Source organism: Williamsia maris, from assembly GCF_024171815.1.
In the GTDB taxonomy this organism is placed as follows: Bacteria; Actinomycetota; Actinomycetes; order Mycobacteriales; family Mycobacteriaceae; genus Williamsia_A; species Williamsia_A maris.
Window position 1 is genome coordinate 1 of the sequence record NZ_JAMTCJ010000002.1, and the last position, 15742, is coordinate 15742.

At 66.2% G+C, this 15742-nt stretch carries 14 protein-coding genes; 10 read left to right on the forward strand and 4 right to left on the reverse strand.

Translation table 11 applies throughout. From position 1 onward, the window contains the following. The coding region (locus LX13_RS06820; RefSeq protein ID WP_253660594.1) for an LCP family protein at positions 1 to 642 on the forward strand (642 nt) is incomplete at its 5' end. Between the two features lie 567 nt (positions 643 to 1209). Here the strand turns inward: LX13_RS06820 and LX13_RS06825 are convergent. Next, positions 1210 to 2346, reverse strand: a complete 1137-nt coding sequence (locus LX13_RS06825; RefSeq protein ID WP_253660595.1) for an alpha/beta hydrolase — start codon at positions 2344 to 2346, stop codon at positions 1210 to 1212. A gap of 335 nt (positions 2347 to 2681) precedes the next feature. On the opposite strand from LX13_RS06825, the gene LX13_RS06830 reads away from it, so the two are divergent. The 5 genes from LX13_RS06830 to LX13_RS06850 all read left to right on the forward strand — a co-directional run bounded on the left by LX13_RS06830 (position 2682) and on the right by LX13_RS06850 (position 6937). Then, positions 2682 to 3356 carry a response regulator gene (locus LX13_RS06830; protein WP_253660596.1) on the forward strand — a complete coding sequence of 225 codons (675 nt, stop codon included), beginning with the start codon at positions 2682 to 2684 and terminating at the stop codon, positions 3354 to 3356. Then, on the forward strand, positions 3353 to 4447 hold the full coding sequence (locus LX13_RS06835) for a sensor histidine kinase (protein ID WP_253660597.1): 1095 nt from the start codon (positions 3353 to 3355) through the stop codon (positions 4445 to 4447). Before LX13_RS06830 ends, LX13_RS06835 begins: the two co-directional genes overlap by 4 nt. Positions 4448 to 4514: 67 nt before the next feature. Further along, positions 4515 to 5312, forward strand: a complete 798-nt coding sequence (locus LX13_RS06840) for a BPL-N domain-containing protein (protein ID WP_253660598.1) — start codon at positions 4515 to 4517, stop codon at positions 5310 to 5312. Between the two features lie 33 nt (positions 5313 to 5345). Then, positions 5346 to 5642, forward strand: coding sequence for a hypothetical protein (locus tag LX13_RS06845; RefSeq protein WP_253660599.1), 297 nt, complete (start codon positions 5346 to 5348; stop codon positions 5640 to 5642). Between the two features lie 80 nt (positions 5643 to 5722). Further along, positions 5723 to 6937: a cation:proton antiporter domain-containing protein gene (locus tag LX13_RS06850; protein ID WP_253660600.1), complete on the forward strand. Its 1215-nt coding sequence runs from the start codon at positions 5723 to 5725 to the stop codon at positions 6935 to 6937. Between the two features lie 10 nt (positions 6938 to 6947). Here the strand turns inward: LX13_RS06850 and LX13_RS06855 are convergent, their stop codons facing one another. Then, entirely contained in the window at positions 6948 to 7505 is a 558-nt protein-coding gene (locus LX13_RS06855; RefSeq protein ID WP_253660601.1) for a hypothetical protein, read from the reverse strand. 268 nt (positions 7506 to 7773) lie between these two features. Here LX13_RS06855 and LX13_RS06860 point away from each other — a divergent pair, with 268 nt between their 5' ends. From LX13_RS06860 to LX13_RS06870, 3 genes are all read left to right on the forward strand, one after another. Further along, entirely contained in the window at positions 7774 to 8838 is a 1065-nt protein-coding gene (locus LX13_RS06860; RefSeq protein ID WP_253660602.1) for an alpha/beta hydrolase family protein, read from the forward strand. A gap of 319 nt (positions 8839 to 9157) precedes the next feature. Further along, positions 9158 to 9757, forward strand: coding sequence for a DJ-1/PfpI family protein (locus tag LX13_RS06865; RefSeq protein ID WP_253660603.1), 600 nt, complete (start codon positions 9158 to 9160; stop codon positions 9755 to 9757). Between the two features lie 135 nt (positions 9758 to 9892). Further along, complete coding sequence (locus LX13_RS06870) at positions 9893 to 10639, forward strand: DsbA family protein (protein ID WP_253660604.1); 747 nt, start codon at positions 9893 to 9895, stop codon at positions 10637 to 10639. A gap of 46 nt (positions 10640 to 10685) precedes the next feature. Here LX13_RS06870 and sigC read toward each other — a convergent pair whose 3' ends face one another. Next, positions 10686 to 11243 (reverse strand): RNA polymerase sigma factor SigC, encoded by a 558-nt coding sequence (gene sigC, locus LX13_RS06875; RefSeq protein WP_253660605.1) that lies wholly within the window; start codon positions 11241 to 11243, stop codon positions 10686 to 10688. Positions 11244 to 11368: 125 nt separating this feature from the next. Between sigC and LX13_RS06880 the strand changes: the two genes are divergently transcribed. After that, positions 11369 to 13666, forward strand: coding sequence for a heavy metal translocating P-type ATPase (locus LX13_RS06880; protein WP_343946508.1), 2298 nt, complete (start codon positions 11369 to 11371; stop codon positions 13664 to 13666). Here LX13_RS06880 and LX13_RS06885 read toward each other — a convergent pair. Beyond that, the gene (locus tag LX13_RS06885; protein ID WP_301300759.1) at positions 13649 to 15652 is read right to left on the reverse strand and encodes a cytochrome c oxidase assembly protein; all 2004 of its coding nucleotides are present in this window, start codon (positions 15650 to 15652) and stop codon (positions 13649 to 13651) included. The genes LX13_RS06880 and LX13_RS06885 overlap by 18 nt on opposite strands. Between the last annotated feature and the right edge of the window lie 90 nt (positions 15653 to 15742).

Here is a 15742-nt window from a genome sequence, read left to right on the forward strand (position 1 = left end):
GCCCTGACCGGGGTACCGATCGACCGGTTCGCCGAGGTCAGTCTCGTGGGGTTCTACGACATCACCAAAGCCTTGGGCGGGGTGCAGGTCTGCCTCAACCATGCCGTCTCCGACAGCTATTCCGGTGCCCACTTCGCCGCGGGCGTGCACACCCTGAACGCAGCCCAGGCACTGGCGTTCGTCCGACAACGCCACGGCCTCGACAACGGCGACCTCGACCGCACCCACCGCCAACAGGCATTCCTGCTCTCGGTCACCCACGCCCTGTCCTCATCGGGGGTGTTCGGCGACCTGAACAAACTCGACGCCCTCGTCACGGTGGCCCAACGCGACATCACCCTGTCGGCGGGATGGAACGTCGTGGATTACGCCCACCGCATCGGCGACATCAACGGCCAGAGCACGCGGTTCACCACACTGCCGGTCCAGCGGTACGACACCATCGACGGCCAGGACGTCAACATCATCGACCCCACCGCCATCAGAACCCAGGTCCAGACCGCGTTCGGCCTCATCCCGCCCGCGCCAGTGGCGCCTGGCCTCCGCCGTCGCCCCGGCGCGGGCGAGCCCCGGGCGGTGCCGGCCCCGAATCACGGTCCGCCGGTGCTCAGCTCACCGGGCGGGGTCCCCTGCGTCAACTGAATACTTCGCGCATGGTGCGGGCCCGCCGAGTGGCTGGGGACAACAGCCACCTGACCGATACCGCCTCGACGCGGGACGCGTCAGTGTCGTAGTAGGCGCATCGACTCCGAGCCGACATTCGACGGAGTGGGCGCTGACCGACCCACGATGTAGGAAAGTTGGATCCCATGTTCAGACGCAGTTTTTCGCTCAGCTCCACGTTGACCGCAACGAAGAATCTGTCTGTCGGACTGGCGTGCGCCGGGGTCTTCGTGTTCGTCGGCTCGTACACGATCACCCCGTCGTTGCCGGCCACGCACAATACTTCTGCGGTGACGACGGACGAGGCGGCCACGGCAACCTCGACGGTGTCTGCCGCTACGACTCCGCCGGATTCCCTGTCCGCCGCCCCGATCGCACGGTGAGCAGTTATTCCGTCAGGACCGCATGGGCCATGCGCAATGTCGGCTCGCGTCATCATCATCTACACCAAATCACCTTTTGCGGCAGCTCGACATGATGGTTTTCGACATGGTGATCATTGATGCTCGATCGGGCCACTGCCGGTAACTGTGAGGTGGGTAGGGGTCACTTGCCGGCGTTGCGCGCCGGACCGCTGGACAACCACGGCAGAACATTACGGAAGACCGCGGCGGCGAAACTCCAGTTATGGCGACCTGGTTGATAGAGGGTGGTCACCGACACACCGCCACGTTGGGCGGCAGTCGCCAGCGCGGTGACGCTCTTGCTTTCCGGGGCGCTCGCGCATGGGCGTTGTGTGCATGCCGCAGCGAGCAGCGCCTTCACGTGGCGAAAGCGCGGGGCCGTGGCGGCACCTGAGAAGATCGCTACGGGGTCGTGGCTCGCCAATTCTGAATACTTGCCGCCGTACAGACCGCGGACAGTTGCGGCGGTGTTGCCGCCACTGTTGGGTGCCCGGTCGGGTGAGATGGCCACGAAGCGCTCGAACAGGTGCGGGTGGCGTGCGGCCAAGGTGATCGCGCAGGTCCCGCCCATCGACCACCCGACCGGGACGAACCGTAACGGCCCGGTGGCCCCGGTGGCCCCGAGGGCGCTGTGGAGCCGCTGTGGGACGCCGGCGACGATGTGTGTTTCCGCTTGCCCTCGTGGGCCGTTCACGCACTCGGTGTCATTCGACAGCCCGCCGGTGGTGTCGACGAAGACCATGATCGGCGCTCGGCCGCCGTGGGTGCGCGCGTAGTTGTTCGCCGTGTCTATGGCCCCGCCGCTGACGATCCAGTCCCGAGGCGTGTTGATGACGCCACCCATCATGAGGAACACGTCGGTGGGTCCGGTTCCGTCGGCGAACCATGCCGGTGGAACGTAGACGTACTCGGTTCGTGCCGCGAACGGGTCTTGGGAGCTACGCGGTAGTACGAAGGTCACTCCCTGGGAGAGAACCGAGGCGCGCTGTTTCATTGCGTGCACTCGCACCAGAGATGTCTCGTGAACGGGACCTTTACCCACAGCCACGTCCACTGCGCTGCCGACGGTCGGGAGGTAGTGCACCCAGACGTTTCCCATGAGCGCCACGCCCAGCACGGCCACGGCGACCGATCCGGCGAGCGCGCCCCGACTGATCCAGCGCACCGACCGCCACAATCCGATTGATGCGAACACAATCACTACAGCTTCTACGACCGAGACCCACAGCCAGGCCGGTGCGGTGAAGGGGTCGAGTCCCTGATGGGCGAGCCAGGTCATGGTGGCCCCGACAGCAGTCGCCGCCACCCCCAGAGCCAGGGGCGCGCAACGGAGCAGCGTACGAAGCGAACAGGACCTGACCACCACTGTGACCCCTACCAGGGCCGGGAGGGTCAGAACAACACACAGGAGGACGGGGTGGAACAGGCTCATTGATCTCGCGTCGTCGAACATGGTTTCTCCCGGCCTCGCGCAACCCTCGTTTCGTCTTCATTGACGGTGTCACCGGGAGGTTCCACCGCGTATCGGCCAGGTGGCTGCAATGAGTCGCCAGGTGGCTGGAAAGGCGCTGATCAGGTACCGGAGACTGTCGGGCGAGTCCTAGGGTGGCAAGCATGCGAACCGACCCGAGCGACGACGCCCCGATCCGGGTGGTCATCGTCGATGACGAGGCCATGATCCGGTCCGGCTTCGAGTTGATTCTCGAGACCGCCTCCGATATCGAGGTCGTGGGCACCGCCGACGGGGTCCACGCAGTCGGTCTGCTCATCGAAACCCGGCCCGATGTTGTTCTCCTCGACATCCGGATGCCCGGCACCAGCGGCATCGAGGTACTCAAAGCGACACGCACGATGCCGAATGCTCCTGCGGTGGCGATGATGACGACGTTCGATTCCGACGAACACATCAGCGCGGCGATGTCATTCGGGGCAGCGGGGTTCCTGGTCAAGGACACCGACCCCGCCGACCTGGCCGAGCACATCCGCACCCTCGCCGCCGGCGGCATCGTGCTGTCTCCGCAGGTCAGCAAGACCATCATCACCGGCTACGTCGGCAACCCCGCCGATGCCACCGCACTCGGACTGGTGGCCGGCCTGACCGTCCGGGAGAAATCGGTCCTACGACTGCTCTCGCAAGGCAAGTCGAACAACGAGATCGGCACCACCCTACACCTGAGCGTCGGAACCATCAAAGCCCATGTCAGCTCCATTCTGGACAAGCTCCAGGTTCCGACCCGCGTGGAGGCCGCGCTCATCGCCGAGCGCGCCGGACTCAACAAACCCTCATGACGTTCACCCGACCCCACCCCGCCGTGATCACGGCGGTCATCGACGTCGCGGTGATTGGCGCGTCACTCGCTGACGGCCTGCTGACCGTTGTCGATGGCGGCAGCGCGGCGGCAATAGCCTGTGCTGTCATCGCGTCGGCTGGACTGCTGGTTCGCCGTCGATTCCCGATCGTGGCGTTCGCACTCACGTTGCCCGGCCTGTTCCTGTCGGCGACCGTCGTCGCCGCTGCGGTCGCGACGTGTTCGGTTGCGCGACGCACACCTCGTCTCGGCGTGGTTGGTGTCGTCGCTGCGGTGGTCTTCGTGGGCAACTTCTCCTACATCGGAAACGCCTCTGTCAGTTCGCTTCTGGTCAACCTGACCTACAGCACGATCATGGCGCTGGGGCCGGTCGCCCTGGGGCGGCTGATGCGCGTGCGCGTCGAGCTGTCCGACAAGATCGAGGCCCTCAACGCAGCGCGCCAACACGAGGCGGACGCGGTGGCCGAGCACGTCTTGAGCCAGGAACGGGCACGGCTGGCCAGGGAGATGCACGACGTCGTGTCGCACCAGGTCAGCCTGATCGCCGTCCAGGCAGGGGTACTGCGGGTGCGCAGTGATGACGACGCGGTGACCGCGGGGGCGGAGAAGATCCGCTCGTTGGCCGTCGAGACCCTCGACGAGTTGCGTCAGATGGTCAGCGTGTTGCGCGCGGCCGGCGGTCTCGGCGAGGGAACTCGTCCGCAGCCCACCGGCCAGGACATCGACACCCTGATCGCCGAGAGCGGGATCTCGATCCGTCATGAGATCGCACTGCCGACCACCTTGTCCGCGGCCGCTCAACGGGCGGTGTTCCGCACCATCCAGGAAGCACTGACCAACGTCCGCAAACATGCCCCCGGCGCCACCGTCACGATCGCGACGACCACCACGAACGGCGTTCTGCGTTTAGCCATCACCAACAGTTCGACCACCAGCGCCCCGTTGGGTCTGCCCTCGGCAGGGCATGGCCTGATCGGCCTGACCGAACGCGCCGAACACCTCGGCGGAACCCTCACCGCTGCCCCCACCGGAACTGGCGGCTTCCGCATCGAACTGGCCATCCCGGCCTGAAACCAACCGCACTCGAACACCGCTCGACACCACCAACACCAGGCACCACTGATAACGGAGAACCCACATGACCGCCCGCAGCCGCATCAGAATCCATGCTTTGAACTCGAAGCGCGTACGCGTGCTGGCCGCATCGTCGCTGGCCGTACTGGCGCTGGTGGCGGGGTGTACACCCGCGTTCGATCCGCCCAAAGACAATCTGCCACTGGCACTGATCTACAACGGCCCACAGGGGTGCGACGACTGCGCACCCACCATCGCGAAAGTCCTGCAGAACGCACCACACCCGTTCCGAACGAAGTATGTCGGTCCCGGCACCGGTACCGATCTCACCGCGGCCACCCTGGCCACGGCATCGCTCTACGTCCAACCCGGCGGCGGGCAAGACCTCCAGGCCACCTTCAACGACCTGGAGGACGTGTCGAACGATCTGCGAGCGTGGGTCCGCGACGGCGGTAGCTACCTCGGGCTGTGCTTCGGTGGTTACCTCGCCGGCAAGGGCCCGGGATTCGATCTACTCCCGGTCGAGATACGCGGATACACCGACACCGCCGGCGCCACCGTCCACGACGACCGCAACACCATCATCGACGTCACCTACCGCGGCCAGCAGCGCCACATGTTCTTCCAGGACGGCCCCGCGTTCACCGTCGCCCCTAACTCCCCCGGCGTCGACGTGCTGGCGACGTACTCCAACGGCACAGCCGCAGCCCTCGTCGCCCCCTTCGGCAAAGGAAAGGTCGGGGTCAGTGGCCCGCACCCCGAAGCCGAACAGGACTGGTACGACAACGCCGACATCGAGAACCCCGACGGCGTACGACCCGACATCGCCTACGACCTCATCGAGACCACCACCCGCCGCTAGACCCGCAGAACTCCGACGAAGAAGGGACGGGCCATGCCCAAGAACGACCGCCACGACGACGACACCGACGCATTCCTCCGCGCCCGCGGGTGGCACTCGCGCCGCCACCACGGCGAAACGAACGGCTACCGAGCGCACTACGACGCATGGGGGTGGGGAGGCGGCTATCCAGGCGGCATCATGATCATCTGCCTGGGCGGCAATCGATACGAGGTGGGATGGAAGACCGACAGCACATACGAACCCGTCGTCGAGGAAGTCCTCGGAGCAGAATCCATACGCAACAGAGCAGTCCAGCTCGAGCAACTCGACGACGTCATGCCGACGTGAGACCGTCTCCTGTGTCGCCGATTCGGTGGCCCGGGGCGTGTTGCCGGTCTGTGCGTTGTGACAATCGGAGGTAGATCCAGATGTTCGCCGCATCGTTGCTGTGTTGCGTCGGCAGTATCGCAGTGTGGTCGCTTGTCGCTGCGAGACTCGATTCGTGGCGGGTCTCCCCGGCGTTGACCCTGGCCGTGTTCGGTGTTGTTGTCGGCCTGTTGGTCCGACCACAGATCTCGGAAGTCCTCAACTACCACGTCACCGAGCAGATCGTCGAGCTCGTCCTGGCCACCCTGTTGTTCTCCGACGCGATCGCGGTGAAGGGAAAGATGCTGGGCGACAGCCCGTCGGTGTCGGCGCGGTTGCTGTTCATCGCGCTGCCGCTGTCGCTGCTGTTGGCTGCTGGGGTGGCCTGGGCCATTCTTCCACCCGACTCCCTCGCCCTGGCCTTGCTCGTGGCGTGCGTGGTGATGCCCAGCGACATCTCACCCGCCCCGAACATTCTGGCCGACAATCGGATTCCCGCTCGGGTGCGCTCCGCACTGAACGTCGAGAGCGGGTACAACGATGGAATTGTCGCGCCGGTGTTCGCAGTAGCGCTCGCTGCCGTCATCGCCGCATCGGGCAAGTCCGGTTCATCGATCGTGAGTGAGGCGTTCGAGGCCGCCGCCATCGCCGTCGCGGTGGGCGTCGCCGCAGGCGCCGGATACGGGTTGGCCGCACGCTGGTCCCGCGCACGGGCATTCAGCGACGACACCGCGATCCGGATCGGAATGCTCGCCGTGCCGTTGGCGACGTACTCATTGGCCGTCCTGTTCAAGGGAAACGGCTTCGTCGCCGCATTCGTCGCCGGGGTCGTCGTGCACCTTTGCCTGCGGGCGGATGCTGAGCGCTACACCAGCCTCACCAAAGATGTCGTCGAGTCGACGTCGCTGGCATTGTGGTTCGTCTTCGGCGTGGTCGCCGCGTACGTCGTCTACGTCGGCGTCGAATGGCAAGCGGTTGTCATCGCGGTGGCCGCACTGACCGTGATCCGCGCCATTCCGGTGGCGCTCGCCCTGGTGGGGTCACGCGCCGACCGTGCCGAGCGACTGGCGCTGTCGAGCCTCGGTCCGCGCGGGATCACGACGTTGGTCTTCGGGCTCCTCGCGTTCAACGCGATCGAGGATGACACCGCGATTTTCGTACTGCAGATCATGATCGTCACCGTGGCGCTGAGTCTCGTCATGCACGGGTTCGGCGCCTCGAGCATCGCGGGCCGAATCTTCGCCCGCCGCACAGCGACACCGGACCACCAGAGCTGAGCCCAACACTTCACCCGACCGACGACGGCCTGTCGCCGGCGAGATCGCACACCGTCACCAGGGTGAGTGGCACTGCCACCCAGGCAATCACAGACAACCACCCCATATCGCTGATCGTTCCGACAGCGTAGAGCGTCAACGCCACCACCGTCGCGGCGACCAGCACACCTCGATATCTCGTCCGCATCGTCGACGACCACCGCTCCGACATGATCCCGACGAGCGCCACGGCCACCAGTGCAGCTTTGACGCCGTCGAGGTCATGAAACGCAGCTGCGATCGCCTGATCGCCGTACACTCCTGGCCTGGTGCAGATCAGCACCGCACCAAATCCCAACTGCACCACGGACACCCCACAGGCGCCGATCCCCGCCGACACAACGGAGAACCGGGTGCCGGCCGACCGCAACCGAAGCACCGTCGGAGCTGCGGCAATCAGACACAACGCCGGCGCCACCACTCCGAGCAGCACGAAGTGGACCACACCCGCGATCGGATGCGCTCGCAGGTCTACCAATCCTCCGGCCAGCGCAGCCGTTCTCGGCAACACCACCGGAAACAACGCCACGCCCACAAGCCACGCCACCGGTAGACCAACAGCGGCGTACCGAGCCGGTGCGGCGGCGGAATCACGCTCGACAACGGTGGAGTAGCGATGAAACAGCAACGGATACCTCGATCTCTGGCCGGAGGGCACGTCCGACCGGTTGCGGACGCAACGGGGGGTCAGAGTCCAGAATCACCTCGGTGCATTCACACGGACACCCGCCAGTCGGCCGCAAACAGTCGCCGATCGGCAGATACCGCGCAGCACCAGCGTGAACCACTGTTGTTGCATGAGAACAAGCGAGTCCACCTCGAACACCTCTGAGAACGGGGCGCGGCCGCGGTGGTGGCTCGGTGCGATCAGCGGTGTGGCGGTCGCTGTCATCATCGCTGTGATGTCCGTGATCGTCCTCGGTCCGACGACCGCGGACTCACCGCCCCTCATCGGTGGCGGCGCGACCATCCCGGTCACGGTCGAACGTCATCTGTATCCGGCGGCCGATGCTGATCCGACACAGAACTATGGCGACTTGTACCTACCGAGAACGCGTGAGCCGACCCCGGTGGTGGTTCTCATCCACGGAGGCGGATGGAACAAGCGCTTCGGTGCCTCGGTGCTCCGCGAGGAGGCGCAGCGGCTCGCCCACCGTGGGGTGGTTGTGTGGAACATCGAATACCGGCGGGTCGGGTCGGGCGGCGGTTGGCCACACACGTTCGTCGACGTCGCCGCAGCAGTCGATCACCTCACCGCTTTGCACACGACGCACACCGACATCGACCTGACCAGGGTGATCGTTGTCGGGCACTCCGCCGGCGGGCAGCTCGCCGCGTGGACCGCGTCACGCACACTGCTCGCGAGCGGCAAGCCCGGCGCCCACCCCCGCATTGTGCCGCTGCACGTCTTCTCACTCGCCGGAGTGCTCGACATGCGCGCCGCCGCCGACGCCGGCAACGACCGGGTCATCCGCGTTCTCGGCGGGAAACCACTGCAGGTCCCCGGCCGGTATCGCACCGCAAGCCCCATCGAGCACATATCTTCTCGTATCCCGGTCACGCTCTATCACGGTTTGCGCGACAACATCGTCCCCGCTTCGCAAGCCGTCGACTACGCGACTCGGGCCCGTGCACACAACGCGCCCGTGAACGTTGTGATCCTTCCCCGCGCCACCCACCCGTCGCTCGTCGATGCCGCCTCACCCGACTGGCACCGCATCGAGAACGACATCCTCACCGTCGCGGGCGATCACAGGACCCCGCAGGAGACCACACTCGCGCTCAACCCCGACGATCACGCCGCCGGCGCGCGCAGCCGCTCCACCATGGGCAACCCTCACAACACACGGAGCGACTCATGAAAGCTACTGTCACCTGGATCGACCCTCGGCACCGCAGAAGAAGTGACTCATTGGGCCACCCTGCCGGCCGCTGCCTGGTGGGTCCCGAACCGCGCTCTCCACCGACTGCCATGCAAACAGCCGAGTTTCCCCGGTCCGGGAACCCATTGAGACCCTAGCGCCACCGTCGCACCGATGACTCAGCGCATTTGATCGGGTCCGAGGCGACACCGAGGGAACCAACGCCTCGTCCTGCACGACAACTCGTGTGGAGAGCGACGACGAGACCAGCAGTGCCGGTCACTGCGCGCCTGTCCGTCTCTTCGAAAGGAATCACGCCATGTCCGATGACAACAAGCAGATCGGTATCTTTCTGTTTCCCGATGTCGAAGAACTCGATGCGATCGGGCCATGGGAGGTCCTGTCGTTCTGGACCAGGGAGTGGCCGGACGATGGTTGGACGGTCTTCACCTTCTCTCAGTCCGGGGGCGATGTGCTGTGTGCCAAAGGCCTTACGGTTCGAGCCGGTCACAGCGAGGCCGATCGGCCCGATCTGGACGTACTCGTCTATCCCGGCGGCAAGGGGACGCGGCCTCAGATCGACGACACGGCCCGACTCGACTGGGTACGCCAACGCCACGACAGCGGAACTCTGATGACGAGTGTGTGCACGGGCTCGCTGATCTACGCGGCAGCCGGCATCCTGCGGAACCGTCCCGCGACGACCCACTGGGCCGCGCTGGATCATCTCGCCGAGCTCGACCCGACGATCGACGTCCGCGGCGAGGACCGGTTCGTCGACTGCGACGACACGATCACCGCATCCGGCGTCTCGGCCGGAATCGACATGGCGCTGCACCTGGTCGCTCGTCTCGCGGGAGTGGACCGCGCGAGACAGGTTCGGCGCGGCATCCAGTACGACCCCGAACCTCCGATCTGACCTTCTTCCCGACCGACCCGATGTCCAGGGAACCATCGCGGCATCCGCCACGACTACTGAAGTGAGATCTCAACGCCTCCCACTCGCCCACTGTCGGGTGCAGTCGGGACCACACAGCCACGTCAGGAGCAGCCCATGGCCGCCGCAGCCAAGCGCACACCCACGGTGATCAACCCACGCGATGCGGAACGCAGGCGCAGCATCGTCGTCCGAATTGCTGCAACTGCGGTGGTTGTCGTGGTCGCAGCCGCGATCGGCATCGGCCTGATCCTCACCAAAGACGACTCATCGAGCTCGGCCGGAGGCACGGCGCCCCCGTCGGTGGTCACCGACACCGGGGCCTACCGCGTGAACACTCCCACCGCGCCGAAAGCAACGTTGACGCTGATCGAGGACTTCCAGTGCCCTGCATGCAAGGCGTTCGAGGCGCAGTTCGGCGACGCCGTCAAGGAGTTGCGCAGCAACCCGCAGGTGGCCATCGACTACAAGCCGATAGCCATCCTCAACCAGCAGTCGTCGACGCAGTACTCGACCCGCGCCGCCAACGCATCGGCGTGTGTCGCCGAGTCCACCGCCACCACCGGTGATTACACGAAGTGGCTGGCGTTCCACGACGCGCTCTACGCACAGCAGCCCGAGGAGGGTGGGGCGGGGCTGACCGATGCAACCCTGACATCCATCGCCACCACCGCGGGCGCACCGTCGTCGGTCGGCTCGTGCATCACCGACAAGAAATACTCCGGGTGGGTGGACGCGCAGACCACCAAGGTCTCCGAGAACGGGCTGCAGGGCACTCCACAGATCGAACTCAACGGGAAGGTCCTACAGCTGTCGACACCCCAGGCACTGATCGCCGCGGTCGACGCAGCGGTCAAGCAGTGACCCTCATCCGGACTCGCTCGTCGGGATCGGAAGCTCGACGGATCGGTCAGCCGGTCCGGTGCTGATCGGCCCGGTACGCCTCCATCAGATCGCCACGCGCTCGGGCGACGCGCGAACGGATCGTGCCCACCGGGCATCCACACACCTCTGCGGCGTCGGCGTATGAGAGCCCCAGGAACTGCGTGAGGAGAAACGCTTCACGGCGCGATTCCTCGAGTCCGCCGATGAGCATGTCCCACTCGACGCGATCCTCGTAGCGTTCGGTGACGGGGATCTCGACCACGCTGTCGGCTCCGGATCGAAACGCTGACGGCGGGCGAACCCTGTCGTGACGAACCTGGTCCACGACGACCCGACGCGCTATCGACAGCAGCCAGGTGCGAGCGCTCGACCGCCCCGAGAACCGCGGCAGGCTGCCGATGGCCCGGATGAACGTCTCCTGGGTGAGATCGTCGGCACGACCGGCATCACTGAGATAACTCACGAAACGCCACACATCGGCCTGAGTAGCCTTGATGAAGGATTCCAACGCATGTCGATCACCGCGGGCTGCAGCGAAAGCGAGACCGGTGACGTGGTCGTCATCGGAATCCTCGGCCCTCACGCGCCCAACCGTATCGTGCGCACACCGGGAACTCTCGACCACGTCGAGACGACTACCTGTGTGAGGCAGGCAGACCGCCGGGTGGCAGCGCCCGCACAACATCGCAGGTAGGAACGTTCGACATCGTGAGCAGCACATTCGCACCCGACACCGAAACCACGCATCCCCGTCGCCTCGAACTCGAGGTGACGGGGATGACATGCGGCGCCTGTGCGACGCGGGTGGAGCGCAAGCTCGGCAAGGTCGACGGTGTGCGGGCCTCGGTCAACTACGCGACGCGCATCGCGACGATCGACGCCGATCAGGAGATCAGCGTCGACGATCTGTGCGCGGTGGTCGACCGCGCCGGTTACGGGGCCGCACCTCGCGACGAGGTCGTCTCCTCCGACAGCGATCCCGACCGCGATCACGCGAAATCGATCTTCCGCCGTCTCGTCGTCGCGCTGATCCTGTTCGTACCGCTGGCCGATCTGTCGATCATGTTCTCCGTCGTCCCCGACACCCGGATCACCGGCTGGCAGTGGATCCTGCTCGCACTCGCCCTCCCGATCCTCACCTGGTCGGCCTGGCCGTTCTATCGGGTCGCCGCACGCAACCTCCGACACGGCACCTCCAGCATGGAGACACTGATCTCGCTCGGCATCCTGTCCGCGGCGGGGTGGTCGCTGTACACGATGTTCGGAGCCGGGCGTGCCACCGGCGACTCCTCCCGCGGGGTCTGGCAGGCCATCATCGACAGCGACTCGATCTACCTCGAGGTCGCGGCCGGCGTCACCGTGTTCGTGCTCGCCGGGCGGTACTTCGAGGCACGCGCGAAGTCCAACGCCGGCGGCGCTCTGCGGGCCCTCGCCGCGCTCAGCGCCAAGGACGTGTCGATCCTGCTCCGCGACGGCAGCGAGATGCGGATACCGGTCAGCGAACTCAACGAGCAGCAGAAGTTCGTCGTGCGGCCCGGTGAGACCATCGCCACGGACGGCCTCGTCGTCGAGGGCACCGCAGGGGTCGACATGAGCGCGATGACCGGAGAGTCCCGACCGGTCGACGTCGAGGCCGGATCGGTGGTCGTCGGGGGCACTGTCGCCCTGAACGGTCGACTCGTCGTCGAGGCGGCCGCGGTCGGCCCCGACACCAGGTTCGCCGCGATGATCCGGCTCGTTGAGCAGGCGCAGACCGGAAAGGCGACAGCGCAGCGGCTGGCCGATCGGCTGTCGTCGGTGTTCGTGCCCTGCGTCGTCGTCCTCGCCGCACTGACGCTGGCCGGCTGGGTGCTCGCCGGTGCCGATCTGGAATCCGGCATCTCCGCCGCGCTCGCCGTGCTGATCATCGCGTGCCCGTGCGCGCTGGGGTTGGCCACGCCCACCGCGTTGATGGTGGCATCCGGTCGCGGCGCGCAGATGGGCATCTTCCTGAAGGGGCATCAGGCACTCGACGCGACGCGACAGATCGACACGGTCGTGTTCGACAAGACCGGCACGGTCACCAACGGTGAGTTGACCGTAGTCGATGTGACCGTGCTCGACGGGTGGGACCGCGACGACGTCCTGCGAGCCGCCGGCATCCTCGAGCGGGCCTCCGAACATGCTGTGGGACAGGCGATCGCGACCTTCGCCGACGACACGGACACCACGGTCGTCGACTTCACCGCCGAAGCGGGTCACGGGGTGCACGGGGTGATCGGCGCGCGTGCAGTGGCAGTCGGGTCACCCCGATGGGTCGCCGCGGGCCACGCCGTGCACGCAGATCTGGCCCGAGCCCGCAGGCGCGCGGAGGAGGCAGGCAACACCGTCGTCTACATCCGGATCGACGACGAGGTCTGCGGCGCCATCTGTGTTGCCGACACCGTGAAAGACGATGCTGCGCAGGCAGTCGCCGAACTCCACCGCATCGGTATCCGCACCATGTTGGTCAGCGGTGACAACCGCGCGGCCGCCGAGTCGGTCGCGGCGGCCGTCGGTATCACCGAGGTGGTGGCCGAGGTGTTGCCCGAGGGCAAGGTCGATCTCATCGAGGAACTGCGATCCGAGGGCGCGACGGTCGCGATGGTGGGTGATGGGATCAACGACGGTCCAGCTCTTGCGACCGCCGATCTGGGACTCGCGATCGGACGCGGCACCGATGTCGCCATCGGTGCGGCTGACATCATCCTGGTGCGACACGCACTCATGACCGTTCCCGAGGCGCTCGGGCTGGCACGGATGACGCGGCGCACCATCCGCACCAACATGGCATGGGCGTTCGGCTACAACATCGCGGCCATCCCCATCGCGGCCGTCGGATTGCTCAATCCACTCATCGCCGGTGCAGCCATGGCCTTCTCGTCGTTCTTCGTGGTGTCGAACAGCCTGCGGATCAGAAAGTTCGCCAAGCGTCCCGACACCCGTCACCGCGACCTCTACGCGGAGACCTCAGCGCCGGGTGCGTGAGAGTTCCTCCAGCATCGCGTTGTACGCGGCCAGCTCGTCGTCGGGGTAGGCATCGGCCTGCCTGTCGGCACGCGCGCCTGCGCGTCGGTCCGACGACGCCCACTGACTCACCAGGGCGATGACCACGATGACCACCGGCACCTCGCTGGCGCCCCAGGCGATCGCGCCGCCGAGGAACTGATCGTGCTGCAGGTCGGCGAGCCAGGGGAGCTTGAGGAAGCCGTAGAAGTCGTAACCGATCACCGAGTTCATCGTCATCGTCGCGATTCCGAAAAAGGCGTGAAAAGGCATGACCGCGAACAGCAGTCCCAACCGGGCCAGGAATGGAAGCCGCCGCGGCCCGGGGTCGATGCCGATGATGGCCCAGTAGAACACGTACCCGGTCACCAGGAAGTGGATGCTCATCGCCTCGTGTCCCCAGTGGTAGCGGGCCAGGATGCCGAACAGCGGTGTGAAGTAGACGATGTAGAGCGACGCGACGAAAACGATCAACGCGGTCACCGGGTGACTGAGGAACGCCGTCAGACGGGAATGCACCAGCCACACGATCCACTCGCGCGGCCCGGGCAGCGCACCCCGCCGGGCCGCAGGCAGCGCACGCAGGGCCAGCGTCACCGGAGCCCCCAGAACCAGTAGCACCGGGATGAACATGTTCAGCGCCATGTGCTCGATCATGTGGATGCTGAACAGGGCCATGCCGTAGGTACGCAGCCCCGAGCTGGTGACCACGAGCAACGACAGACATCCGATCATCCAGGAGATGGTGCGCCACTTCGACCATTCGATGCCCTGACGGCGCACATTCCGGACGCCGAGGCCGTAGACACCGGCGGCGGCCACCGCGCCGAGGCCCAGCACCAGGTCCAACCGCCACATGGTCGCCAGGGTCCACGGCGTGGGCCGCTCGGGCAGGTTGTAGCCGAGGAAGACGTCCAACACGGTGAAGTCGTGCACCAGAAGACCTGGTGCCGTGCGCGTTTCCATTCCGGCGACCACGGCGGCGAACACGATCGAACACACACCCACGATCGTGCTCGCCGTGATGACCGACGCCCTGGTGTGCGTCCCGGCACGCACGGCGCGGATCGCACGGAGTTCCACCACGAGCGCGATGGCGGTGACCGCGAGGGCAACGACTGCGAAACGTCCGTATGCGGTGGTCACGAGGAACCTGGCGGGGACCAGGAAGGCGACCTCGACCACGCTGTAGGCCACGGCACATCCGAGCAGGCCCGCAGCGACATGGTGCACCCGAGAGGCGGTCTGGCGCAGGTCATCGTCGGACGTGTCGTGGGCCAGGGTGATTGCGGCGGCGACGCTCATCCCGGCGACGAGTCCTGCCGAGACGAACACCACGATGGCCGCGCCGGTCGTGTAGTCGTGTCCGGGTCCTTGACCGGCGCTGCCCGCGACACCGAGCGCGATGACGCCGATCGCCCCGGGGAGGAGCATGACGACGTGGCTGGTCCACTGCAGCGACCACCGGGCGAGTACCGCCACCGCCAGCGCGCAGACCGCGCTGACGATCCACGCCTTGGATTGCTCGGTGGCATCGATGAGTTGAAGCGGGGCGGACCCGGAGAACATGCGCGACACCGCGATACCGGAGCGGTTGGCCGCTGTCAGCGCCACCATGACGCAGGCCAGGACCACCCAGGCGAGCGAGAACCGTTCCACCAGTCGATGCGCGCGAAAGACCTCGAACCCGATGGCGCCGTCATGGTCGGGACGCGCGGCGATCACGACGAAGGCGAGACCGCCCAGTGAGATCGCCGCGGCGAGCAGACCGAGGAAGAACAGCACCGGTGTCGCGGTCGAGGTGAATTCGCCGGGATACTGATCACCCGTCTCGGCGAACGGCGTACGTCCACTGACTGTCGCGTAGCCGACGAGGATCAGGACCATGACCGCGGTCACGGCTGCCAGGACGTGGCGTGGTGACCGGCGCGGCGGAGCGTGGATCTCATCGGGTGTTGTCGACGACATTCGCTACCGCCACTCTCGTCCGGGAAACTGGGCCGCCTTCGAGACTACGACGCTTTGTCGTAGTGACCAATGCGGGCTGCGCACACCGGC